This window comes from Psychrobacter sp. CLB018, assembly GCF_041222815.1.
GTDB lineage: Bacteria > Pseudomonadota > Gammaproteobacteria > Pseudomonadales > Moraxellaceae > Psychrobacter > Psychrobacter faecalis.
Genome location: NZ_CP166085.1, coordinates 2240727 through 2264444, shown reverse-complemented (window position 1 = coordinate 2264444; position 23718 = coordinate 2240727). Strand labels below are relative to the sequence as shown.

The window sequence follows — 23718 nt, the reverse complement described above, 5'->3', positions numbered from 1 at the left end:
TATTTTAAAAAAGCCATACCAAATACCGCGTCAATGATGGGTTTTATTCACTAATAGCTTACTGGTACCGTCTATGTATACTAACTTGATGAACGATTCAACCAATCCAGCAGCGCCTAAATCCGTCAAGGTGGGCGGCAAGCCAAGACCGGAGCATGTGAAAAAACCACCGACGACTTTATTAACCAAAGCTCAAGTAGCAAAGCTGCAAGCAGATAGAAGCTTGCCTAAAAATACAGCAAAACAAAATATATTAAAACAAAGCATATCAAAACAAGGTACTTTAAATCAAAGCGTTATAAATCAGACTGTCTCAAATCAAGAAGCAGCAGAACAGAGCCAATCGCAAGATAACCAAGCTATTAAAGCATCGACTAACAACACCAGCGCTGATGACGCTTACTTTAGCGTCCAAGATTTAATCGTTGGCTATAACGATACGATTATCGTTAATGGTTTGACGCTCGATTTACAGCAAGGTGAAATAGGCTGTTTTTTAGGTTATAGCGGCTGCGGTAAAACCACGGCGTTAAGGGCAATTGCTGGTTTAGAGCAAAGCCGCGGTGGCAAAATTCGCTTAAGTAATCAACGTCTGACCGAGCAGACAGCGCGCACCACCTTTGCGGTCGCGCCAGCCAAGCGCGGTATGGGCATGGTCTTTCAAGATTATGCGTTATTTGGCCATTTAAGCGTGGCAAAGAATATCGCTTTCGGTCTTAATAAATGGTCGGCTGCTGACAAAAAAGCGCGTGTTAAAGAAATGCTAGCACTTGTCGAATTGACGGAACATGCCGATAAACGTCCTAATGAGCTATCGGGTGGTCAGCAGCAGCGGGTGGCATTAGCACGTGCGTTGGCACCAAAGCCTAAACTCTTGCTACTTGATGAACCGTTTTCTAATTTAGATGTGGTACTACGTGAATCACTGGCGATGAGCGTGCGTGATATCCTTAAACGTACCAATACCACCGCTATTTTGGTCACCCATGATCAAAACGAAGCCTTTGCTTTAGCGGATAAAGTCGGGGTCATGGATAAAGGTAAATTGGTCCAGTGGGCCACGCCAAGTGAGCTATATCATGAGCCAATCAGCCCATTTGTCGCTGAGTTTGTCGGCGAAGGGGCAATGATAGACGGCATCATCAAAGAAGGTCATGTCGAAACCGCACTTGGTGATATTTATCGGCGCATGGAAGTCTATGACGAGTTAGGGCAGCCACTATATTGCGAGTACGACTATCCGAACGGCACACCGATTAAAGTATTGGTACGTCCTGATGATATCGTCCATGACGATGAAAGTGCGCAGACGGCTTTAGTCGTCGGACGCGTATTCCGCGGGGCAAACTATCTATATCGCTTACAGCTTGCTGACGGTCAAACCGTATTGTCCTTAGTTGCCAGTCATCATAACCATGAGATTGGCTCGCAAATTGGTATCTTGCCTATCTTAGAGCATGTAGTAGTGTTTGATGAAAAAGACATCAATGCCACCACCTGGTCAGAGTATGATAGATCCGAGCGCGTGGAAGAAATCAGATAGTTATCAGTTTTAAAGTTAACGCTGCTCTTTAAGCGTAGCGAGAGCCTTAAACTTGGCGCGTTGCCAATATATGCAGATAACGTCCCAGCCATTTATACGGCTCGAGTTGTGAGTAGCGTAGCTCCATACGTATTACCGCATCAGAGTCATTATGACCGCCACGTTTGAGCGGCGCATAATCGTGAAATACGCGCAAGCCACTGGCAAGTATGGTTTGATACTCATGCGTCTTTAGCCACGATTCTACTTCTTCTTTAGCGACCGGATGATTGGGTGTGAGGCTTTTTTTATTGTCCGCTTTATACTCTGTATTATCTAATAAGTTAAAATTACCCATAATAAGATTGCGATAATCAAAACTTGCCGGATTATAAAAGCACAGCGATAGCGCGCCATGTTCAGTTAAGTGCTTATCAAAAAAATCCATCACAGCGGCCGGTTCTGCCAACCATTCAAGCAGCGCATGACACATAATCAAATCAAACTTTTCCGTGTTACTCGCGAGCTTTTCTTCAAGCGCTTGATACGGACAAATATACCACCTAATATCTAAATCCTTTTCGACGCTTTCAGCGTTTGCTTGCGCTTTCTCCAGCATATTGGCTGAAATATCATTGATCACCAACTTATGTCCCTGAGCCGCAAGCTCAATGGCGATTTGCGCCAGACCTGCGCCGACATCTAGAATACGTAACGGTCGCCCAAGCATTTGGCTCATCTGCGTACAATAGATAAAAATATCACGGCGCAATACGGCCAAACGAATGTCGCCCTTTAAGCCGCCATAAACCTTTTTTTCAAAATGATCGGCAATCGCGTCAAAGCTGCGGTCTGTGCGCGTATCAGATTGTGCAATGGGCGGTATGATAGCTTGTTTGCTTGGCTGGCTAGTTGCGTGATGAATGGATGGACTGCTTGCTTGGCTCTCTTTTTGTTTCATAAAGTGCTCTGTTTTATCTAAAGTATTTGCAAGGGTTGTTTATAACTTTTATTGGATTTTAATAGGGTTTTAGCGTATAAATAGTACGGTTGAAGTATAGTTTTTTATTAAAGTATCTAAACTAAACTACACTTGTCCATTGCCTAGGATTTCAGGCAATTTTCTGTTTATCACTGCTAAGGATAGCAATCATGGTCTTACCCAATTCATCCATTATAAACAAACCCGCCATGACGCGTGGTCTATTATCGATCGCCATTGCCAGTAGCTTATTGCTCGTTGGTTGTAATGACGATAATGATAAGATTGGTTTTAATAATACGCCCCAACATATCGCCTCTTTTACTGCTGCTCAAATAGATCAAGAGTTGGAAGAAGCCTCAGAAATAGGTAAAGCAGTAACACCAGATGCTATTTGCGGTGTAACCGTAGAAAAAATTAGCTACCAAACTAAAGGGTCAGCAGGTGAGGCAACCAATGCAACGGCTGCTTTGATGCTACCCAGTGGTAGTGCTGATAAGTGTCAAGGTGACCGTCCTGTATTATTACATGCCCACGGTACAGCGACTGAAAAAAACTATGATTTCACGCAAGTGGGTAATACTGATAATCCAGCAGGTGTTAGAGCCACGCTGATGGCCGCGAACTTCGCAGCGCAAGGTTATATTGTAGTCGTACCAAACTATGCAGGGTACGATACCTCTACTTTAGATTATCATCCCTACTTAAATGCAAAGCAGCAATCAGAGGAGATGGTCACTGCACTAGATACGGCGCGTGCGCTTATTAAACAACAGCAAACTGCCAATAATGCTAACTATGTCAAGGTCAAAGATTCTGGTAAGTTATTCATAACCGGCTATTCACAAGGCGGGCACGTAGCTATGGCGACGGCTCGTTTATTACAGGATCAAAATAGAGTTGTTACCGCCATTGCACCATCATCAGGGCCTTATGCCCTAGCTGCTTTTGGTGATGCTATAGTTTCAGGTAATGTGAATGCTGGCGCCACTGCCTTCGTTCCGTTATTAGCTGTGAGTTTGCAAAAAGTAGATAATAAAATTTATCGCAATCCAACGGAAATTTTTTCCAAACAGTATGCGGATACTAAGCTACCAACAACATCAAGTTTTGAAGACTTGATAAAGACTGGTAAATTACCAAAGACCGCTTTATTTCAGTCAGCACCGACAGAAATACCTCAGCTTGACCCTGTTTCACCCAGTGATAAATTTGGTTTTGCAGAAGAAAACTATTTGATTCAAACCAGTTTTCGTGCCGCTTACCTAGCAGATGTTCGGTCAAATCCTGATGGTTTAGTGGGAGGGAATGGTTTACTACCAGCGGCTAGCCCGCAAAATGAATTGCGTAAAGCTCTAAAAGATAATGATTTGCGTGACTTCATTCCTCAAATGCCTACGCTTATCTGTGGTGGTAATCAAGATCCAACTGTATTTTTTGATCTGAATAGTGGCTCAATGGCTGCCATATTACAACAAGCAAACGCTGATTCTGCGAATAAACTTAACGTTACAGTTCTAGATGTTGATACTACTAACAATGATGATCGTGTACAAAATCCAATAACCCCGATCGGTTCAGCACTAGATAACCCATGGATGCTCACCTCAGCAATAACTGATGTCCAAACTAAATTTACAGGTACGGTTGATCAAGTCTCTACAACGGCTTATACAAAAGCTTACACCAATGCTTATCAAAAAGCGCTTGCCGACGGTAAAACAGCCGCTCAGGCTGATCTATTGGCTGTTAAAGTGGGCGAAGATGCTGCGCAATTTACTGTAGCTAGTACTTACCACGCTGGTCTGGTCAGCACTGCTTGTACACAAGCCACCCGTAAGTTCTTTGAGCAAAATTTTAATCAATCGTAAGATTGTTTAAGTTTGAGTCTAATATTCATACTAATAAAAAAAACTGTATCCTTTGGATGCAGTTTTTTTATGAAATAGCCTTTAAAAACAGCAAAGGCAATGCCCAATTATTAAAGTCGTTTTTATCCTTATCGCTAAAGATAAAAACGAGCGCTAATCAGCTGTTTTGCTTGATTTTAATAGCATCTACAATCCCCTAAATAGACAAAAATGTGTTAAAATAGCTTCTTCAATTAAACGTTATTTCTAACAAAAACCGTATCGCCATTTTCGTATTGTTTAGCCTGTTTGATAACGCTTTTTATAGTCTGTATATCATGGATAATGACGCTTTTTAGCGCCTTTATTTTTGTACAACTATCAGCATTTTTAACCGAGCCAAATACTAGAAAAAGAATGTGAATAAAGGAGTGTATATGAGCGACTCGATCAGTCCTATTGCCATCGTGGATGAATTAAAGCAGTCCTATCTGGATTATGCGATGAGCGTGATCGTCTCGCGCGCGCTGCCTGATGTGCGTGATGGGTTTAAGCCAGTGCACCGCCGTGTGATGTACGCGATGCATGTGTTGTCCAATGATTATAACAAACCTTATAAGAAATCAGCACGTGTGGTCGGTGATGTCATCGGTAAATATCACCCGCATGGTGATAGTGCGGTCTATGATGCAATTGTACGGATGGCACAGGACTTTAGCTTGCGTTATCCGATGGTTGATGGGCAAGGAAACTTTGGTTCGATTGACGATGATCCACCGGCGGCGATGCGTTATACCGAAGTGCGTATGACCAAGCTGACTCACCAAATGCTAGCGGATTTGGATAAAGATACGGTCGATTGGGAAGACAACTACGATGGCTCTGAGCGTATGCCAAGCGTCTTGCCTGCGCGTATTCCAAACTTATTGGTCAATGGCGCAACCGGTATTGCGGTTGGTATGGCGACCAATATGGCACCGCACAACCTGACTGAGGTGATTAATGCCTGCTTAGCGTATGCCGAAAACCCGCAAATATCAGCCGAAGAGTTGATGTCGCATATATCAGGGCCTGACTTTCCTACCGGCGGTGTGATTTATGGTCGGGCGGGTATTTTAGACGCTTATCGCACGGGTAAAGGCCGCTTGCATGTACGCGGTCGCTATATCATTGAGCCAATGAGCGATACGGGCGTCAACCGTGACCGTGAGCGCATTGTCTTTACCGAAGTACCTTATCAAACCAATAAAGCCAAACTGATTGAGCGTATTGCTGAGCTGGTACGCGACAAAAAAATCGAAGGCATTACGGAGATTCGTGACGAGTCTGATAAAGACGGTATGCGTATCGCCATCGATTTGCGCCGCGGTGAAACGGCAGAAGTGATTGTCAATAACTTGTTCTTGCAAACGCCGCTCGAATCTAGCTTTAGTATCAATATGGTGGCGCTTGATAACGGTCAGCCAAAGCTGTTGACTTTGCGTCAGCTAATTGCCGCCTTTGTCCGCCATCGTCAAGAAGTGGTGACGCGTCGTACTATTTTTGAGCTTAATAAAGCCCGCGTTCGTGGTCACTTATTAGAAGGCTTAACTGTTGCCTTAGCCAATATTGACGAGATTATTGCGACGATTAAAGCCTCTGCAAACCGCGGCCTTGCTCGTGAAAACCTACTCAATAATACGTGGGGTTCAGGCAGCGTCGTTGCGATGCTAACTGCGGCAGGTAGCCAGTCGGTACGTCCAGACTTCATCGAAGGTGAAGACCCAAAAGCGCCGTTTGGTCTGATTGACAATCAAGAAAGCTATCGCTTATCCCTTGAGCAGGTCAATGCCATTTTAGACATGCAGCTGCATCGTCTGACGGGGCTTGAGCAAGACAAATTGACCGAAGAATACCAAGATTTATTACGTGAAATCGCTCATTTAGAGTCAATTCTTGGTGATTTTGATAAATTAATGACCATTATCTCAAACGAGATGATTGAGATTCGTGAAAACTTCGGTGATGAGCGTCGTACCGATATCATTGATTCCCGTATGGACTTTAATCGTGAAGATCTGATCCCAGAGCAAACCGTTGTGATGACGGTATCGCGTACGGGCTATGCAAAAACGCAGCCGATTGACGATTATGTGGCGCAAAAGCGTGGCGGTAAAGGCAAATCTGCAACCGCGATGAAAGAAGACGATGTGATTGATCACTTAGTTGTGACCTCAACGCACGCAACGGTATTGTGTTTCACCGACACAGGCCGTGTATTTAGCTTACGTGGTTTTGAAGTGCCGATTGCCAGCCGCGGTTCGCGTGGTCGTCCGCTAGTGAATTTGATTGGTTTAAATGCTGATGAAACGGTCACCACGATATTGCCAATACCGCAAAATACCGCGGATGTGAGCGGGCATTTTGTCTTCTTTGCCACGGCAAATGGTACGGTTAAGCGTGTTGAGCTTGAACAGTTTGCCAATATTCGCTCGAACGGTTTGATTGCTGTTGGCCTAGAAGATGATGATAAATTGGTCAGCGCCCGTATTACCAATGGCAGTCAAGAAGTGATGTTATTTGCTTCGAGCGGTAAAGCCATTCGTTTTGATGAAAATGATGCGCGCGTGATGGGCCGTACTGCTAAAGGTGTGCGCGGTATGCGTCTGGCAGCCGATGAATTTATCAAATCGCTGGTGGTTATCGAAGATGATGTGCGCGAAATCCTTATCGCTTGTGAAAATGGCTTTGGTAAACGTACCTTTGTCGAAGAATTTAATACTCAAAATCGCGGCGGTGGCGGTGTTATTGCTATCAAAACCAGCGCCCGTAATGGCGCCTTGGTTCGGGCGACCAAGGTTGAGCCTGAAGACGATATTATCTTAATCTCTGATAAAGGCACGCTGGTTCGTACGCCCGTTGAACAAGTGGCAAGCTCGGGTCGTAATACCCAAGGCGTTACCTTGATTCGTCTGTCAAAAGATGAAAAACTGGTGGCCATGGCGTGCGTTGAGAACGAAGAGGGCGACGACGAGTTGGTCGAGGCGATGAAAGAAGATGGTACTTTTGGCGTAGAGGGTCAAGAACAAATCGATATTGATGCCGAAACTGGCAACAGCGCGACGACCGACGTCAACGATGTTATCGATATTGCCAATGACTATACGTTAGATGATGAAACGTCAAATGATGTAGCTGATGAAACGTCAAATGATGTAGCTGATGAAAACACCGACGATGACGAGTAACCATATCAGTTGTTAGCTTTTTAGTTTAGTGAGTAATACTGCTCTAGAATAAGCCTCTGACGTCATCGTTGGAGGCTTTTTTCTGAGCGCTGTTTATTCTTACAGCGTGTTTTTTAGCTTTTAACTTTGTATGCTTAGCTTCTATAAAATTATGATAAATAATATCTATTAAGCGCTATTTTTTAAGGCCGTTGTTATGCTTACGACCAATCAAACTTTTCAAGGAACGTTAGCCGCAATATCATCGAGTTTTTTATTCTCGATGATGTTTTTGTTTGGGTTATTTATGCTGCCCTTGACAGGAACACAGGTAGCATCATGGCGCATATTGATGATGCTGTTGAGTTTGCTTATATTGGTCAGCTTTACTAAGCAGTGGCAACATGTCTTTGACTATTTAAAAACCTTAAAAACGCCAAAAGAATGGCTGATATTTATCTTGCCGACGCCGATTTTGGGTGGGCAAATTTGGCTATTTATGTGGGCGCCGGTCAATGGCTTTGGGCTTGACGTCACTTTGGGCTATTTTTTATTGCCGCTGGTGATGATCATATTGGGGCGCTTTTTTTACTATGAGCATATGAGCGCGCTACAGTGGTTAGCGGCACTGTTGGCCGCTTTAGGTATCGGTCATGATATTTGGCAATATGGCACCATCTCTTGGGTTACGTTGTTTGTCTGCTTGGGTTATCCGCCTTACTATCTGCTGCGGCGTAAGCTTGCCGTACCGCCGATTACTGGTTTGTTGTCAGATTTGACCTTGCTGACGCCAGTGGTACTTATTATGTTATACAGCAGTGGCGGCTTTAGCGTGGCGGCACAAAACATGAAGTTTTGGTATTTATTACCGCTGCTTGGCGCGTTTAGTGCGCTTGCGATGTCATTGACCATGATTGCGAGTAGTAAATTACCCGTCTCGTTATTTGGTGCCCTAAGTTATGTAGAACCAATGCTATTGTTTGTGTTATCTATCACCGTGTTAAACCAGAGCATTGAGGAAGGCGGCTCGTTATTTATGTACGGCATGATTACGCTGGCGCTATTTATTATGATTGCTGATAGTGTGATGGGTTATCTTCGTCGCCGCCGCGACAACCATTTGCATGGCTACCGCGAGCCACAAGTGGGCGGTTTTCCGCCGCGTCGCCGCTTGATAAATTACCGTATCGATGGGGTGTTAGCCGCACATCGTTTCCGTAAGATGCGTCGTTATCAAAGGAAACTCGATAGCATACAGCGTAAAATCGAGCAGCTTGATAGCAAATAAATCTTTACATGTATGGCAAATGAATAAGCCTGATTTTTAAATGAACAGACGGGTTAAGCCGATGTATTGCGTATCTATGCCGACTTTGACATAATGCTGAGCATGAGATACACAAGCGTTTATCTTAATTTTATTTAGTTGGATAAAAGGTTTTATCAACGACAGCGCTCATAGACAAAAGGCCTCCGACGTTCGCGTCTGAGGCTTTTGTTTTTTTTCAAAATTGCCAAGGACGTGCGCTTATTTTTAAAGGCAATTGTTATGCTCCTCACCAATCAGACGTCGCAAGGCACCATCGTTGCAGTCGCCGCAAACTTTTTATATGCAGGGTTGTTTTTATTTGGTCTATTGATGCAGCCGTTATCAGGGACGCAAGTCGCTGCTTGGCGCGTGCTGATGATGCTACTCAGTTTGGTGCTACTGGTCAGTGCGCTGAAACAATGGCAGCATATTTTTGATTATTTAAAAACCTTAAAGACGGCCAAAGAGTGGTTTTTATTTATCATTCCTACGCCGATTTTGGGTGCGCAAATCTGGATATTTATGTGGGCGCCGGTCAATGATTTAGGTTTAGAGGTGACCTTGGGTTACTTTTTATACCCGATGATTATGATTGTCGTGGGGCGCTTTTTTTATAATGAAGACATGAGCTTGCTGCAATGGCTTGCGACTATTTGTGCGGCGCTCGGTATTGGCTATGATGTGTGGCAATATGGCGCTATTTCTTGGGCGACTTTATTTGTCTGTTTGGGTTATCCGCCTTACTATTTGCTGCGGCGTAAGCTTGCCGTACCGCCCATCACCGGACTTATCTCGGATTTGGTGTTATTAACGCCGGTGGTGTTGGTGATATTATACTTAAGCGGCGGTTTTAAGCTGGCGTTCGCGACCGATAAGTTGTGGTATCTATTGCCGCTACTCGGTATTATTAGTACGGCGGCGATGGCGCTGACCATGGTTGCTAGCCAAAAGCTACCCGTGTCGCTATTTGGCACTTTATGCTACCTTGAGCCGATATTTTTATTTATATTTTCCATCACCATTTTGCACCAAAGTATCAATGACGGCGGCTCGCTGTTTATGTATGGCATGATTGTTGTTGCGCTGCTGATTATGATTGCTGATAGTGCGCTTGGTTACTTGACACGTAAGCGTCATGACCGCCTGCAAGCGTACAATGAGCCACAAGTCGGCAGTTTCCCGCCGCGCCGCCGCCTAAAAAATCGCCGTATCAAAGGGGTTTTGATTGCGCATCGGTTTCGTAAAATCAGAAAGTACCAGCAAAAAATTGACAAGATAACGCGCAAAATCGAAGAGCTACATGCTAAGTAAGCTTTGCTATAAAGGCGCTCAATTAGACTCAGCAAGCATTGTTTTTCATTATATTTTTCGTTATTGCTCTACATAGTTTCTGTATTAAAGGGCGATTAATTGCGCTATTATCGACAATAAGGGCGCCTTGCTCAATCATGTTTCGTAACGTTCAATTGTGCTCAATAAGAGTCAATAGTGAAGGGCGGGCGTAGCCTATTAATATATGTCTTATTTAAGATTATCGCTTATTCACATTATAACTAGGATGGTTTATGTTACATCTTCATCATTTAGCAAATTCACGCTCGTTTCGTATTTTATGGCTATTAGAAGAGCTTGGACTCGATTATAAATTGACCTGTTACGAGCGCAACAAGGCTTACCGCGCCCCAGACAGTTTAAAACAAGTACATCCGCTTGGTCATGCGCCCATATTAGAGGTAAACGACCGTGCGCTCGTCGAGTCGGGATTTATCATTGAGTACTTGATTAAGCATTATGATAAAGAACATCAATTTAAGCCTGCTGATGACAATGAAGCGGCATGGGATGCTTATACGTTTTGGCTACATTTTGTAGAAGCGTCACTCATGCCGCCATTGGTCATGCGTCTGGTCTTTACCAAAGTGGTTGAGCAATCGCCGATGCTGATCAAACCTGTGAGCAAAAGCATTCGCAATCAGGTCGAAAAAAGCATGATTAGCAAAAGTTTGGATACAATGCTGGCCATGATGGAGCAACATCTGCAAGATAATCATTGGTTTGCAGGCGCAGAGTTCAGTGCCGCGGATATTCAGATGCATCTTGCGGTCGTCGGTGCCAATGCGGGAGCAGGTTTAGATAGCAGTAAATACGCCAATATCTTAAACTGGCTAAAACGCTGTGAAGAGCGCGACGCTTTTAAACGTGCAGAAGAAAAAGGTGGGCGTTTAAAGTTTTAGATGCAGCACACTTCATCATTAATAAATGACTGAATTCATATTAAAATAAAGGTTTTGTTTATTTATAGACAAAACCTTTTTTAGGATAAAAAATGACAGACTTAAATAAAACAAACAACCAGACGACGGATGTTGGTGCGGTTACCGAACAACCCATTAATATGGCTGAAGGTCATAGCAATAACCAGCAGGTTTCTATCAAAGCTTGGTCACAAAAGCTACTGGTAGTACTCCTATGCCTTGCGAGCTTTTATGGTGGCTGGAAATCCTATGAATCCAATATGGTCAATGAATGTACGGCCAATGGTGGGCAAATGATTGAGGGTCAAAGAACCATGCTATGCCAGTCTTTATAAAGTCGTCTTTATAAAAACATCACTATAAGAACGTCGCTATAAAAAGTATTTAGATAAAGAGTTTGCCTATGTTAAAGCTTACCTTTTTGGGCACCTCAGCGGGCGTGCCAACCAAGCAGCGTAATGTTACCGCATTAGCTGTTGAGTCTCTTAATCCCTATGCCTCAAACACCCAAAACACGACTCAATCTAAAAAATCACGGCCTTGGGTGTTGGTTGACTGCGGCGAAGGCACACAGCAGCAGCTCTTACATACTAAGTTATCTTTACATCAGCTCCAAGCCATTTGCATCACTCATGTGCATGGCGACCATTGTTATGGTCTGCCAGGGCTACTAGCGAGTGCAGCAATGTCAGGTCGCCGTGAGCCGTTAATCATCGTTGCGCCAAAAGCAATCGCCACGTTGCTTGAAGCGATAACTTTGACGACAGAGCTATATTTTCCATTTGTTATTAACTTTATGGCGATAGAAGATTTGTTGTCTGAGCCAAATGATAAGCATAAAGGTAAAGTAACGATCAATTTAGACCACCAGCATCAGCTGGTTATAGATATTCATCCTTTATCACATCGCGTGGCCTCTTATGGCTTTGCCATTACCCAAACTATCAGCCGCCGTACGCTGAATACCGATAAATTGACAGCCGATGGTATTCCAGCGGGCGCGCTGTGGGGCAAGCTGCAGCAAGGCAAAGATGTCACAGCCGAGGATGGTCGCACACTTTATTCAGCCGATTACGTCGATAATAATAGTCAGTGCACAAAGGTTGTGGTGGCGGGCGATAACGATACGCCAGAGTGCCTAAGTGCTGCGGTAGTCGATGCCGATTTATTGGTACACGAAGCCACTTATACCCATGAGGTGTTAAATAAGATTCAGGCAAAAAACCCAGACTTTGATCCGATGCACAGTAGCGCGCAATCGGTCGGTCAATTTGCCCAAGAAAACAGCGTTAAAAATTTAATTTTGACCCATTTTAGCGCGCGTTATCAAAGCTTTGATAATCCTCATAGTGATACGCCCAATATGGCGCATATCCGCTTGGATGCCCAAAGTGCTTATCAAGGCAATCTATGGTTAGCCGCTGACTTTGATCAATATATGGTAAATGGCGCAGCTGACTTAGTAAGCGCAGAAGAGGGGAGCCGCGTACAGTATCTAGGCTCTGCACGCGACCATCATTCATGACTTATAGTCATATTTAAGATTGATTGTCCTCAGCTGCTAATTGCATTTGTCCTATCCAGTAACGGCTAAATTGATAGGCCACGCGCCCCGAGCGGCCACCGCGCTCTGATGCCCAGCGTAATGCTGCTGCTCTAATGTCGTCAGGTAGCGTATTATTTTCCTCTGCATGATGATTACTTTCTTTAACGTCACTCGCATTATCTAGCTTGCGGTTTGGCGAAAGTGATAAATAATGGCGCACGATGTGTAAATACGTGTTTTGATCCATCGGATGAAAGGACAGCCAAAGTCCAAAGCGATCAGACAAGGAGACCGTTTCATCAATGGTTTCATAAGGGTTGACCTCGTCAGTCTGACCGTTATAAATATTGACATTGTCTTTCATCAACTGCGGCAAAAGATGGCGACGATTACTGGTGGCATAGACGAGTAGCTTGTCTTGCTCGGAATCCAGTGCGCCGTCCAACACACTTTTTAGCGTTCGGTAACTCTCATCTTGACCGTTAAATGCCAAATCATCACAGTACACCACATAACGGCAACCACAGTCCGCTGGTAGCGCATTAATCGCAGCGCGTATCTTATCAAGCATCCGCAGGTCATCGCGAGCGATTTCGATGATACGTAGCCCTTCGCTATGATAGGCTTGTAGCAGTGCCCGAATCAGCGATGACTTGCCAGCGCCGCGTGTGCCTGTCATCAGGACGTGATTGGCAGGATAGCCCTTTAAAAACTGGCGCGTGTTTTGTACCAGTTTTGCCTTTTGCGTATCGATACCATGCAAGTCATCTAAACTTAAAAACAAATTCACTGCCAACGGCTCCAGGTGCCCTTGTTGACCGCCAACCCAACGATAAGCAAGCTGGGCAGGATCAATCTCGATAGTTGGCGTGACCTGCTCTTGCAAATACTGCTCAAGTAAATTTAATACATGGTCGGGTAGGGCGTAATTCATAACAGGCGTAGTAGATTGGGGCATAATACATAGTCGCTTATAATTTAGTTACTTATAATCATAAAAATGGCAGATTGCCTATTACATCTATCAAGTACATACATCAAGGCAGCACTTATCATGAAAAATAGTGCCAGTAATCAAGCTGCAATTCAAGCAAAGCCCAAGCAAGACTTGGCAAAACAAACGTTGCAAACGGATGCGCAGCAAATTCTGCCTATATTGAGCATAGCATTCTTGGACTTGCAGTATAATAAGATAACACATCAGCGTATCAGTCAGCAGAATGTCACTAATGCGCTTGAATATCAAGGTTTAACACGCGCCAAGCATCCCCAGTTTGGTGAGGTCATGATGAAATGGCAATTAAGTACAGATGCTCATCGAAACGGATCTGATGTATCTTATGAGGCCGACGTTCTAAAATTTATCAATCAGCTCTCGAACCATCAGGGTAGATTTTCTTCTATCGCGCCGCCGCTATTAGCCAGTCATCATTTACAGCTACAAGTATTAAATAACAGTCAAACACTCACCATTGTTGTTATGCCAAATTATGCCAACGGCAGTGTGGCGCATTATTTAAGGCAAAGCCTGACTACCGAGCAAAAGCAGCAATTAATCATTCAAGCAGCAAAACTTATTGCCGATTTACATCGCATAGGCTGGCTGCATAATGATATTAAGCCGAGTAATATTTTGCTAGATGCTTTCGTGCCAAGTCATACGGCTATTGGCGGTATCGTACCTAATTTATTATTGACTGACTTTGCTTTGGCAGAACCCATTAATAATGGTATTACTCAAATAAATAAGAAAAATAGTACGGAAAATAATGCTGGCACGCCCGCTTACCTTGCCCCTGAACGCTGGCAAGGGCAAGGCGCAACGCTGCAAAGCGATATTTATGCGTTTGGGATAATGCTATATGAAATATTAACGGGCATGCGACCGTTTAAGATTGATAATCCGAGTGGTGCGCCGTTAAGAGAATGGGCGACTCAGCATTGCCAACAGCCAATCGCAACATTGCCGTTAGAGTATAGTCGCTATCAACGTATTATCAATAAAGCGTTGGCGAAGAGAATTGAAAAACGTTATCCAAGTATGGAAGAAATCGTGATGGATTTGAAAAGGTTATAATCATGAACGCTAAATGCTAGACACAAAAAAACCTGCTAAAAAGCAGGCTTTAATATTTGGTCTAAGATGTACTATCCGAAAATGGTGGGGCTGGAGAGACTCGAACTCTCACACCTTGCGGCGCCAGAACCTAAATCTGGTGCGTCTACCAATTCCGCCACAGCCCCATTTTCGTTACTCTATCATCAAAGGCAGTTAAATTCAAATGCCATCGAGATAGTTAACTGATTCGGTAGTGCGTCTCAGTGGTTGGCTATTATATAGAGTTTGAATCGTTTGGCAACCCCTATTTGCGATTTTTTTTAATTATTTGGCCATTATTTTTGCTAAATTTCATAAATATTTGATATTTATAGGAATTTTTTATAATGATTTCTGGTTTTAATTTCAATTATTTTGCTCTGATGCGGTAATCTCTAATTGCTGTAATTTGCGCGTCAAAGTATTGCGCCCCCAACCCAGTAAGTTGGCGGCAGCTATTTTTTTACCGCCGCTATGATTGAGAGCAGCTTGCAGCAACACACGCTCAAACTCGGGCGTTGCGGTTTGTAAAATATCGGTTTCACCCGTTTGCAAAGACTGCTTCGCCCATATAGCCAACGCTTGCTGCCAGCTTTGCTTATCATTCGTTTGGGTCAGTTGACTGTTCTGGCTGTTTTGCATGTTTTGATGCACGTGATATGCCGCATTGCTTTGTTGCTCTACATTAGGGTCAGCATTGTCTAGCAGCTCTGGCGGCAAATCCTCAATCATAACGATGTCGCCCGTGGTCATTACCGTCAACCAAAGGCAAACGTTTTCAAGTTGACGAACATTACCGCGCCACGCAAAAGATTGCATCATCTGAAGCGTGGTAGGATGCAGCTGCTTTTCGGCGCTATTTAATTGTTTGGCGGCGCGCTGCATAAAGTAGGTAGCTAATGCAGGAATATCTTCAGGGCGCGTGCGTAAGGGCGGCAAGGGCATACGAATCACATTAAGGCGATAAAATAAATCTTCACGAAATTTGCCTTGTTTGACCAATTCTTCTAAGTTTTGGTGGGTAGCGGCAATGATGCGTACATTGACTTTGACCGGCTGCTGTCCGCCGACGCGAAAAAACTCACCGTTGGCCAGTACGCGCAGCAGTCGCGTCTGGGTACTGTATGGCATATCGCCGATTTCATCTAAAAATAGCGTGCCGCCGTCCGCTTGCTCAAAACGACCTTGCCGCGTCGTCGTCGCCCCAGTAAAAGCGCCTTTTTCGTGACCAAACAATTCTGACTCAATCAAGTCATGCGGAATAGCGGCCATATTCAGAGCGATAAAAGGTTGCTGCGCCCTTGGAGAATGGGCATGAAGCGCGCCTGCCACCAGCTCTTTACCTGTGCCTGATTCACCAGTAATCAAAACGGTAATAGGAGAATGCGCTAAGCGTCCAATCGCGCGAAATACCGTTTGCATCGCTTGTGATTGACCAATGATACCGCTCGGATTGTTATTGATATCGCTACCTGTTGGGTTTTTAGGTTTAGATTTAAGTTCGGTGGTCGTTTTGGTTTTCTTGCTGTCTTTCTGGTTAATTTTCTTGTTGTCTTTGTGGGCAGGATCATCTGCATGACTTGCTATTACTAAATTCGGCTGATAATTAATGGCTTTATAAATTGTAGCAACCGCTTCATCTAAATCAAAGGGTTTGGGCAGATATTCAAACGCGCCAGTTTGATAGCTATTAATAGCAGAGCTCAGGTCGGAATGCGCGGTCATAATCACAATCGGTAGCGTAGCAAAATGCTGATGTACCCAATCACTAAATGACAGACCGTCCATCATTGGCATACGAATATCGGTCAATATCACATCTGGTAGCTGGTCGGCTGCTTCATGCTGTTGCAAGATATCGTTCAGGCGCGTCCACGCTGCTTGCGCTTGGGTAAAGCTAATAACCGTTAAGCCTGCCTCTTCAAAGGTATCTGCCAAGATCAAGCGCAGCGCCGCATCATCATCGATAAGCCATAACGTCGCGGGAGTGGCAGCAGGATTATTATCCACGGTGACCATAGAGATTTGCTCATTGCTCGTAAGGTATTTCGCGTCATTATACTGAGTCATGGGTTTCGCCTAATAAGCAGTGAGAAATGGAAAATGAATATAAAATCTTAGCCTTAACGGTCAGCGCTTGGCTGAGAAAAAGGCAGGTAGAGGGTAAAGCGGGTTTGATTGTGCTGATAATGACTTTTAAAACTGCCGCTAAAACCTTGTGCTTGCTTTGAGCTGACGTCAATCATACCATGATGGCGGCTGATGATATCTTGGACGATGGATAAACCTAGACCTGTACCAGCTGCGCGGTTGGTCACCATCGGGAAAAATATCTGACCGATTAATGCGTCGTTTATCCCCGAGCCGTTATCGGTAATGGTGATTTGCAAGACTTGTCTGTGCTGCAAGCTACCGATGGTATGCTGAAAAACAACCCGAGTTTGGATATGCAGCTTAGGTTGATAGTTATCATTAATATCAGAGTGTTTCTGCGCAATAGCTGATGGAAAGTTGCCAAACGTGGCTGGCGTATTTTGCTGCAGCGTTTGCTCAAACTCAGTCATCGATTCGCAAGCATTATTCATCAGGTTTAAAAGCACTTGGATTAATTGATCTTTATCCGCGCATAACTCAGGTAACGATAAATCATAATCACGTTGTAGCACCACGTCTGGATATTGATGAATGATTAAAGCCAAAACGTGCTCTAGCGGTTCATGGATATTGAGCATTTGCCAGTTTGGCAATTGATGAGAGCCAAGAAGCTGACCAATCAACTGGGTCAAACGATCGGTTTCTGAAATGATAATATCAGTATAACTCCGCAGCTTTGCCGCATTCTTTTTCAGGTTATTTTCATCCGTTACATTCAAATTTTCATTCACAATAGCAGAAAATTCATTAAACTTAATAAATTGCCGCTGTAATAATTGCGCCGCCCCGCGAATACCTGCCAATGGATTTTTAATTTCATGGGCGACCGAGCGTAACATATGACGGGCGACGCTATATTGCTGCTGCTGGCGCTGTTCTTCTGAAATACGACTTTGCCGGTCTTTGCCCCATATCTCTATAATAAAATAAGACTGCTGCTCATCGCTAACGGGCGTCACGCTATAATCCACAGATAACGTCAGTCCGCCGTTTAGCTGGGTGTGTATAAGGTGATCATGATCAATAAACGGCTGTTGATAGTGTTTTGCTTGACTAAAACGCTCCGTCAAAGAGTAAGTTTTGTCTTCTCGATTATTATTCCTAATAAGACTGTCTTTCAACGTCAACTCATCGGGCGCAAGCAGGGTCAAGATTGATTGACCTCGCAAACGTCCGCTGCTAATGGCAAGCAGCTGCTCGGCTTGCGCATTTAGCCACCTAATGGTCAGCGCTTCATCAACGCATAAAATAGCGGTAAATAAATGCTGTAATATAAACGTCGAATCTGGGTTCGGTTTGGCAATGGACAAATCAGCCGTCATGGATAATGCCTAAAATTAAGCGATACTGGGGATAATATTTAACCATAAATCAACACACTAGCGCGGCAAAACTGGCGATTATCACAAAAAAAACGTACAATGCGCACAGCCAATTTATCTCTAGCAAGGTCAGCCATGCCCAACACTTCTACCGAGTCGCTTAATACGACTGTTACCACCTCATCAATTTCTACATCGTCAGCTTCTGCCTCATCAGCTTCTATGCCAAAAAACACTGCCACTATTTTTAATCCTGCAAAGCCAAATATAGCGCAAGAAAGCAGTCAGGCAGATGTCAGTCAAGCAAACACTAACCAGCCTTACCACCATAAAGCCAATCACAATCAAAACCGTAGTATTGAGCAAAGTAGCGATGTGACGTTAGCCAATTCAGCGACGATTGATGCGCCCGTGAACGCTGCGCCAAAGATTGGCTTTGTATCGCTTGGTTGTCCAAAGGCGCTGGTCGATAGTGAGCGCATTATCACCGAGCTTAGTCGTGACGGTTATCAAGTTGCCAGCGACTATGAAGGCGCAGACTTGGTTGTGGTTAATACTTGCGGTTTTATTGAGTCAGCCGTGCAAGAATCCTTGGACGCCATCGGTGAAGCGATTAGCAAAAACGGTAAAGTGATTGTCACCGGCTGCTTGGGTAAAGAGGCCGATAAAATCCGTGCCATGCACCCAGCTGTGCTATCGGTTACCGGTGCGCATGCTTATGATGAGGTAATTACTGCCGTCTCGCAGCATGTGCCCAAACCCAAGCGCGATATAGATAGCAACTATGATCCAAAGATAGATTTGATTAATGAGGCGGGGATTAAATTGACCCCCAGTCATTATGCGTACCTTAAAATATCAGAAGGCTGCAACCATCGCTGTACTTTTTGCATCATTCCAAGTTTGCGTGGCGATTTGGTTTCGCGGCCGATTGATAGCGTGATGAATGAAGCAATGGCGCTGAAAAACGCTGGCGTGAAAGAGCTGCTGATTATCTCACAAGATACGTCTGCTTATGGGCTGGATTTAAAATATAAAACCAGCTTTTGGAATGGCATGCCGCTAAAGTCGAAATTTTATGACTTATGCCAAGCGTTAAATGATTTGGGTATTTGGGTACGCCTGCACTATGTTTATCCTTATCCGCATGTCGATAAAGTGGTTGAGCTGATGGGCGAGAAAAAACTACTGCCTTATCTTGATATTCCATTCCAACATGCTAGCCACAGTATTTTAAAAGCGATGAAACGTCCGGCGCATAGCGAAAATACTTTGGCGCGTATCAAAGCGTGGCGTGAGATTTGCCCTGATATTGTTATTCGTTCAACCTTCGTCGTTGGTTTCCCAGGCGAGACCGAAGAAGATTTTCAGTGCTTGCTTGATTGGCTGGTCGAGGCGCGCCTTGATCGCGTCGGTGCTTTTACGTATTCAGAAGTCGAAGGTGCGGTCGCCAATGATTTGCCAAATCATGTACCTGAAGACGTTAAGCAAGAACGCTATGAGCGTTTGATGACACTACAGCAAGAGATTTCGGCACAAAAGCTGCAAGAAAAAGTCGGTAAAACCTTGATGGTATTGGTCGATGAGATTGATGATGAAGAAGGCATCGCGATTTGTCGTAGTTATGCTGATGCACCTGAGATTGACGGTCACGTCTATGTCGATGATATCACCGCGCAAGTCAAAGTTGGACAGTTCCTAACCGTCACGATCGATGACGCCAGCGAATATGATTTGTTTGCCAGTTATAAAGGTTAGAGAGCCACAACGATAACCGAGTGAAAGTTGCCCAATCGTGGGCAGTTTTTGCTACAATTAGCGCAATTTGGCTTTTTACCTATTTGACATCGTTTTTGGCGCTTATTATGCCATTTAGGATAATTTGAAAGGGTAAGCTAAAGTCCAATGCAATTTGTGTTTTACCGCTTATTTTCATTATAATTTCATGCTAACAAGGTGACCTCATGTCTGACAAAAACCCGCGTTACTCTCGTATCTTGCTAAAACTTTCTGGTGAAGCCTTAGCTGGTGGCAAAGAGATGGGGATTGATACCGAAGTGCTCGATAAGATGAGCTTGTCTATCGCCCACTTACGCGGACTTGGAGTACAAGTCGGTATCGTCGTCGGCGGTGGTAACTTGTATCGCGGTGCCCAGTTGCAACAAGAAGGCTTGGTCGGCCGTGTCACTGGTGACCAAATGGGTATGCTAGCCACTGTGATGAATGGTCTGGCCATGCGTGATGCCCTCGAGCGCCGTAATATTAAAACGCGTTTGATGTCAGCATTGCCAATTGGCGAAGTCACTGAAAGCTATAGTAGCCGTAATGCCATTCGTTATCTTAAAAATGGCGAAGTGTGTATTTTTGTCGCGGGCACGGGCAATCCGTTCTTTACCACTGATACCGCCGCTTGCCTACGTGGTATCGAAATCGAGGCGGGCTTAATTTTAAAAGCCACCAAAGTAGATGGCGTTTACGATAAAGACCCAAGCCTCCATGCGGATGCCAAAAAATATGACGGTTTAACCTTTGATGAAGTGCTCGAGCAAAAACTTGGCGTCATGGATTTAACAGCGATTGCTTTATGCCGCGAGCATAACGTCCCACTACAAGTATTTGATATGACCAAGCCTAATGCGCTATTAAACGTCATTATGGGCGAAAATGAAGGCACGCGCGTTTATCATTAAGCGCTCGCTTATTTTATAGATGACTAAATGATTATATGAATAAAGATCATTGATGTTGTAAGCATCAATCGTTGCATAAGATTTATACCTAACAACTTTATACCTAACAATAATGAGTGATTTATCGATAGCGATAAATAAGGATACATGATGATTAAAGAGATTAAGCAAGACGGCGAAGCACGCATGCAAAAAACCTTAGAAGCGCTTGAGACGACTTTTAGCAAAGTACGTACTGGTCGCGCGCACCCAGGTATGCTATCTGGCGTGATGGTTAGCTACTACGGCGCCGATACGCCATTGAATCAAGTTGCCAGCGTCAACGTCGAAGACTCACGCACCTTACTGGTACAGCCATTTGAGCGTAGCATGGTGCAAGCGATTGATAAAGCCATTCGCGAAGCAGATTTGGGCTTAAACCCGATGACTGCTGACGTTATTCGTGTACCGATGCCAGCGTTGACCGAAGACACACGCCGCGATATGCAAAAACTTGCGCGCAGTGAAGCGGAAAACAGCCGCGTTTCTATCCGTAATATCCGCCGCGATATGATGAATGATATTAAAGAGTTAGCAAAAGAGAAAGAGATTTCAGAAGATGACGAGCGCCGCGCCAGTGATGATATCCAAAAAATCACTGACAAATATATTGAAACCATTGATAGCCGCTTGAGCAAAAAAGAAAGCGATTTGATGGAAGTATAGGCGATAGGCGACAGTCTTTTCTCTTTGATTAAAGACGACGCTTTAGCATTATTTTTTCTCTACAAACAGTCAGTGTTAAATAAATATTGGCTGTTTATTGCTGTATAAGAAATTAAGCCATTTTTAAGTAATTGTTTTGTTAAAAACCCTTTATGAAAGCGTTTTTTGCTAAGTTTAGGTTTTTTAATAAGTCATTTACTAAATATGCAATATTTTTCTTAACAGGCGATAATTCGCGTCACCTTACTTTATCCAAACCACAAGCAAGTCAGCCTATGTCTATTTCAGATACTTCATCTCCCGCGCTTCTCCCGCGGCATATCGCCGTCATCATGGATGGCAATAACCGCTACGGTAAAATCAATCAGTTAGGCAAAGGTCAGGGGCATATCGCTGGCAAAGATGCGCTAGACCCTATTGTCGAATATTGCGTTAGCACGGGCATTGAAGTCTTAACCGTCTTTGCCTTCTCTAGTGAGAATTGGCAACGTCCACCGAGCGAGGTGGCTTTGCTGATGCATTTGTTGAGCTTAACCATCAATGAGCAATTACCGCGCATGCAAAAATATCGCATTCGCTTGCGTTTTATTGGTGATCGCAGTCAGCTTAGTGAAGAGTTACAAGCATTGATGTTAGATGCCGAGGCAAAAACTGCTGACTTTGAAGCGATGACCTTGGTAATCGCTATTAGCTACGGTGGTCAGTGGGATATTGCCCATGCTGCTAAGCAGTTGGCGCAGCAAGTCGAAGCGGGCAAGTTGCGCGCAGAAGACATCGATAAAGAGATGCTTGGCGGATATGTGCAATTAGCAGATGCGCCTGCGGTTGATATGTTGATACGCACGGGCGGCGAATACCGTTTGTCAAACTTCCTATTATGGCAATCTGCTTATGCGGAGCTGTTTTTTACTCAAACCCTGTGGCCCGATTTTAAAGTAGCCGAACTTGCTGCGATGATAACAGAGTTTGCTCAGCGCCAACGCCGCTTTGGCAAAACCAGCGAACAAGTAGTAATAGAGCAGCAGACTTCTTAAAATAATTTTAGCAAATAAGCGCTGTAGAAATAATTGCTTAAGTCGTCCGCGAGGTTTGAATTACACTTGTTTGGTCTATGATAAGCTGCTTTAATTGGCGTTAATCCTGTTTAATGGGCTATTATAGAGTGCTGTTATGCTAGATTTTGACCAAACATTTTTCGTTATATAAGGCTCGATAAGTATGTGGCAACGAATTAAGACGGCAATTGTTCTCGTTATTATCGTTGGTATTGCAATGTTTGCGAGCCAAACGCCTATTTTATTTGCACCGCTGCTAGCGATTGGTGTCATTATCGCTGCCCACGAGTGGACCAAGCTGATGCCAAAATGGCAGCAGCCTGCGTTGTTTGTGTTGTTGGTTTTGGCGCTGACCATCGTCTCGCTGATGTTTAAAGTCACCTGGCTGTTTTGGTGGGTGGCATCACTAGTTATCTGGCTGATGGCCCTGTCTTGGGTTCGAGTCTTTCCTAGTCATACCAACTGGTACGGTAAAAAACTGGCTTGGATGGGCGCTATTATATTAACCGCTGCCATTACCGCTATGTTCTATTTATGGCAACTGTCTGCATGGTGGCTGCTGTATGTATTTTTATTGGTTTGGTGTGCCGATAGTGGCGCTTACTTTGTTGGGCGTAAGCTCGGTCGCCGTAAGATGGCGCCAAACGTCTCCCCCAATAAAAGCATGGAAGGCCTAGCAGGCGGCTTGGTCACAGGTTTGCTTGTGGTCATCGTCATTAGTGTCTTTAAACTACAGTTGACTGGTCTACCGTTAGTCGCCTTTGTAGCATTGTCAGCACTGACGATTTTGGGTTCTGTACTCGGCGATTTATTTGAGTCGATGCTCAAGCGCCGCGCTGACGTCAAAGACTCTGGCACCATTTTGCCAGGGCATGGCGGGGTACTTGACCGCATTGATTCGTTATTATCTGCTACTCCGATATTTGCGCTTGGCTTTTGGGCGCTACAGCAGCTTGGTCTAATTGTCGTATAACAATAAGTAGTCCAAAAATAAAAAGCTATCAGGCTAAAGATATAAAATAGG

Annotated in this window: 18 protein-coding genes and 1 tRNA gene; 14 read left to right on the top strand and 5 right to left on the bottom strand. The window is 44.3% G+C overall.

Going from position 1 to position 23718, the window contains the following annotated elements; translation table 11 throughout:
• Positions 1–73: 73 nt before the first annotated feature.
• Positions 74–1543: an ABC transporter ATP-binding protein gene (locus tag AB8P72_RS09535; protein ID WP_305936144.1), complete on the top strand. Its 1470-nt coding sequence runs from the start codon at positions 74–76 to the stop codon at positions 1541–1543.
• Positions 1544–1589: 46 nt separating this feature from the next.
• Here the strand turns inward: AB8P72_RS09535 and AB8P72_RS09530 are convergent, their stop codons facing one another.
• On the bottom strand, positions 1590–2483 hold the full coding sequence (locus AB8P72_RS09530) for a methyltransferase domain-containing protein (protein ID WP_369957684.1): 894 nt from the start codon (positions 2481–2483) through the stop codon (positions 1590–1592).
• A gap of 191 nt (positions 2484–2674) precedes the next feature.
• On the opposite strand from AB8P72_RS09530, the gene AB8P72_RS09525 reads away from it, so the two are divergent.
• The 7 genes from AB8P72_RS09525 to AB8P72_RS09495 all read left to right on the top strand — a co-directional run bounded on the left by AB8P72_RS09525 (position 2675) and on the right by AB8P72_RS09495 (position 12649).
• Complete coding sequence (locus tag AB8P72_RS09525; RefSeq protein WP_198328745.1) at positions 2675–4375, top strand: S9 family peptidase; 1701 nt, start codon at positions 2675–2677, stop codon at positions 4373–4375.
• Positions 4376–4791: 416 nt separating this feature from the next.
• Positions 4792–7581, top strand: coding sequence for a DNA gyrase subunit A (gyrA, locus tag AB8P72_RS09520; RefSeq protein WP_369957683.1), 2790 nt, complete (start codon positions 4792–4794; stop codon positions 7579–7581).
• A 196-nt stretch (positions 7582–7777) separates the two neighbouring features.
• Positions 7778–8848: an EamA family transporter RarD gene (rarD, locus tag AB8P72_RS09515; protein WP_198328094.1), complete on the top strand. Its 1071-nt coding sequence runs from the start codon at positions 7778–7780 to the stop codon at positions 8846–8848.
• Between the two features lie 261 nt (positions 8849–9109).
• The gene (gene rarD / locus AB8P72_RS09510; RefSeq protein WP_369957682.1) at positions 9110–10180 is read left to right on the top strand and encodes an EamA family transporter RarD; all 1071 of its coding nucleotides are present in this window, start codon (positions 9110–9112) and stop codon (positions 10178–10180) included.
• 254 nt (positions 10181–10434) lie between these two features.
• On the top strand, positions 10435–11103 hold the full coding sequence (locus AB8P72_RS09505; protein WP_369957681.1) for a glutathione S-transferase: 669 nt from the start codon (positions 10435–10437) through the stop codon (positions 11101–11103).
• A 92-nt stretch (positions 11104–11195) separates the two neighbouring features.
• Complete coding sequence (locus AB8P72_RS09500) at positions 11196–11459, top strand: hypothetical protein (RefSeq protein WP_369957680.1); 264 nt, start codon at positions 11196–11198, stop codon at positions 11457–11459.
• Between the two features lie 68 nt (positions 11460–11527).
• Positions 11528–12649, top strand: coding sequence for an MBL fold metallo-hydrolase (locus AB8P72_RS09495; protein ID WP_369957679.1), 1122 nt, complete (start codon positions 11528–11530; stop codon positions 12647–12649).
• 13 nt (positions 12650–12662) lie between these two features.
• On the opposite strand, the gene AB8P72_RS09490 is transcribed toward AB8P72_RS09495, so the two are convergent.
• Positions 12663–13628 (bottom strand): ATP-binding protein, encoded by a 966-nt coding sequence (locus tag AB8P72_RS09490; RefSeq protein ID WP_369957678.1) that lies wholly within the window; start codon positions 13626–13628, stop codon positions 12663–12665.
• A gap of 96 nt (positions 13629–13724) precedes the next feature.
• On the opposite strand from AB8P72_RS09490, the gene AB8P72_RS09485 reads away from it, so the two are divergent.
• Complete coding sequence (locus tag AB8P72_RS09485) at positions 13725–14747, top strand: serine/threonine-protein kinase (RefSeq protein ID WP_369957677.1); 1023 nt, start codon at positions 13725–13727, stop codon at positions 14745–14747.
• An 82-nt stretch (positions 14748–14829) separates the two neighbouring features.
• Here AB8P72_RS09485 and AB8P72_RS09480 read toward each other — a convergent pair.
• The 3 genes from AB8P72_RS09480 to AB8P72_RS09470 form a co-directional block, all read right to left on the bottom strand.
• Positions 14830–14914 (bottom strand) — tRNA-Leu (locus AB8P72_RS09480).
• 220 nt (positions 14915–15134) lie between these two features.
• The gene (ntrC, locus tag AB8P72_RS09475) at positions 15135–16838 is read right to left on the bottom strand and encodes a nitrogen regulation protein NR(I) (RefSeq protein ID WP_369957676.1); all 1704 of its coding nucleotides are present in this window, start codon (positions 16836–16838) and stop codon (positions 15135–15137) included.
• Positions 16839–16891: 53 nt separating this feature from the next.
• Positions 16892–18244 carry a nitrogen regulation protein NR(II) gene (locus tag AB8P72_RS09470; RefSeq protein ID WP_369957675.1) on the bottom strand — a complete coding sequence of 451 codons (1353 nt, stop codon included), beginning with the start codon at positions 18242–18244 and terminating at the stop codon, positions 16892–16894.
• A gap of 135 nt (positions 18245–18379) precedes the next feature.
• Between AB8P72_RS09470 and rimO the strand changes: the two genes are divergently transcribed.
• From rimO to AB8P72_RS09445, 5 genes are all read left to right on the top strand, one after another.
• The gene (gene rimO, locus AB8P72_RS09465) at positions 18380–20002 is read left to right on the top strand and encodes a 30S ribosomal protein S12 methylthiotransferase RimO (RefSeq protein WP_068404578.1); all 1623 of its coding nucleotides are present in this window, start codon (positions 18380–18382) and stop codon (positions 20000–20002) included.
• A gap of 206 nt (positions 20003–20208) precedes the next feature.
• The gene (gene pyrH / locus AB8P72_RS09460; protein ID WP_068404576.1) at positions 20209–20934 is read left to right on the top strand and encodes a UMP kinase; all 726 of its coding nucleotides are present in this window, start codon (positions 20209–20211) and stop codon (positions 20932–20934) included.
• 150 nt (positions 20935–21084) lie between these two features.
• The gene (frr, locus tag AB8P72_RS09455; protein ID WP_068404574.1) at positions 21085–21639 is read left to right on the top strand and encodes a ribosome recycling factor; all 555 of its coding nucleotides are present in this window, start codon (positions 21085–21087) and stop codon (positions 21637–21639) included.
• Positions 21640–21914: 275 nt separating this feature from the next.
• Complete coding sequence (uppS, locus tag AB8P72_RS09450) at positions 21915–22673, top strand: polyprenyl diphosphate synthase (protein WP_238060759.1); 759 nt, start codon at positions 21915–21917, stop codon at positions 22671–22673.
• A 184-nt stretch (positions 22674–22857) separates the two neighbouring features.
• The gene (locus AB8P72_RS09445; RefSeq protein WP_068404570.1) at positions 22858–23667 is read left to right on the top strand and encodes a phosphatidate cytidylyltransferase; all 810 of its coding nucleotides are present in this window, start codon (positions 22858–22860) and stop codon (positions 23665–23667) included.
• The last annotated feature ends 51 nt before the right edge of the window (positions 23668–23718 follow it).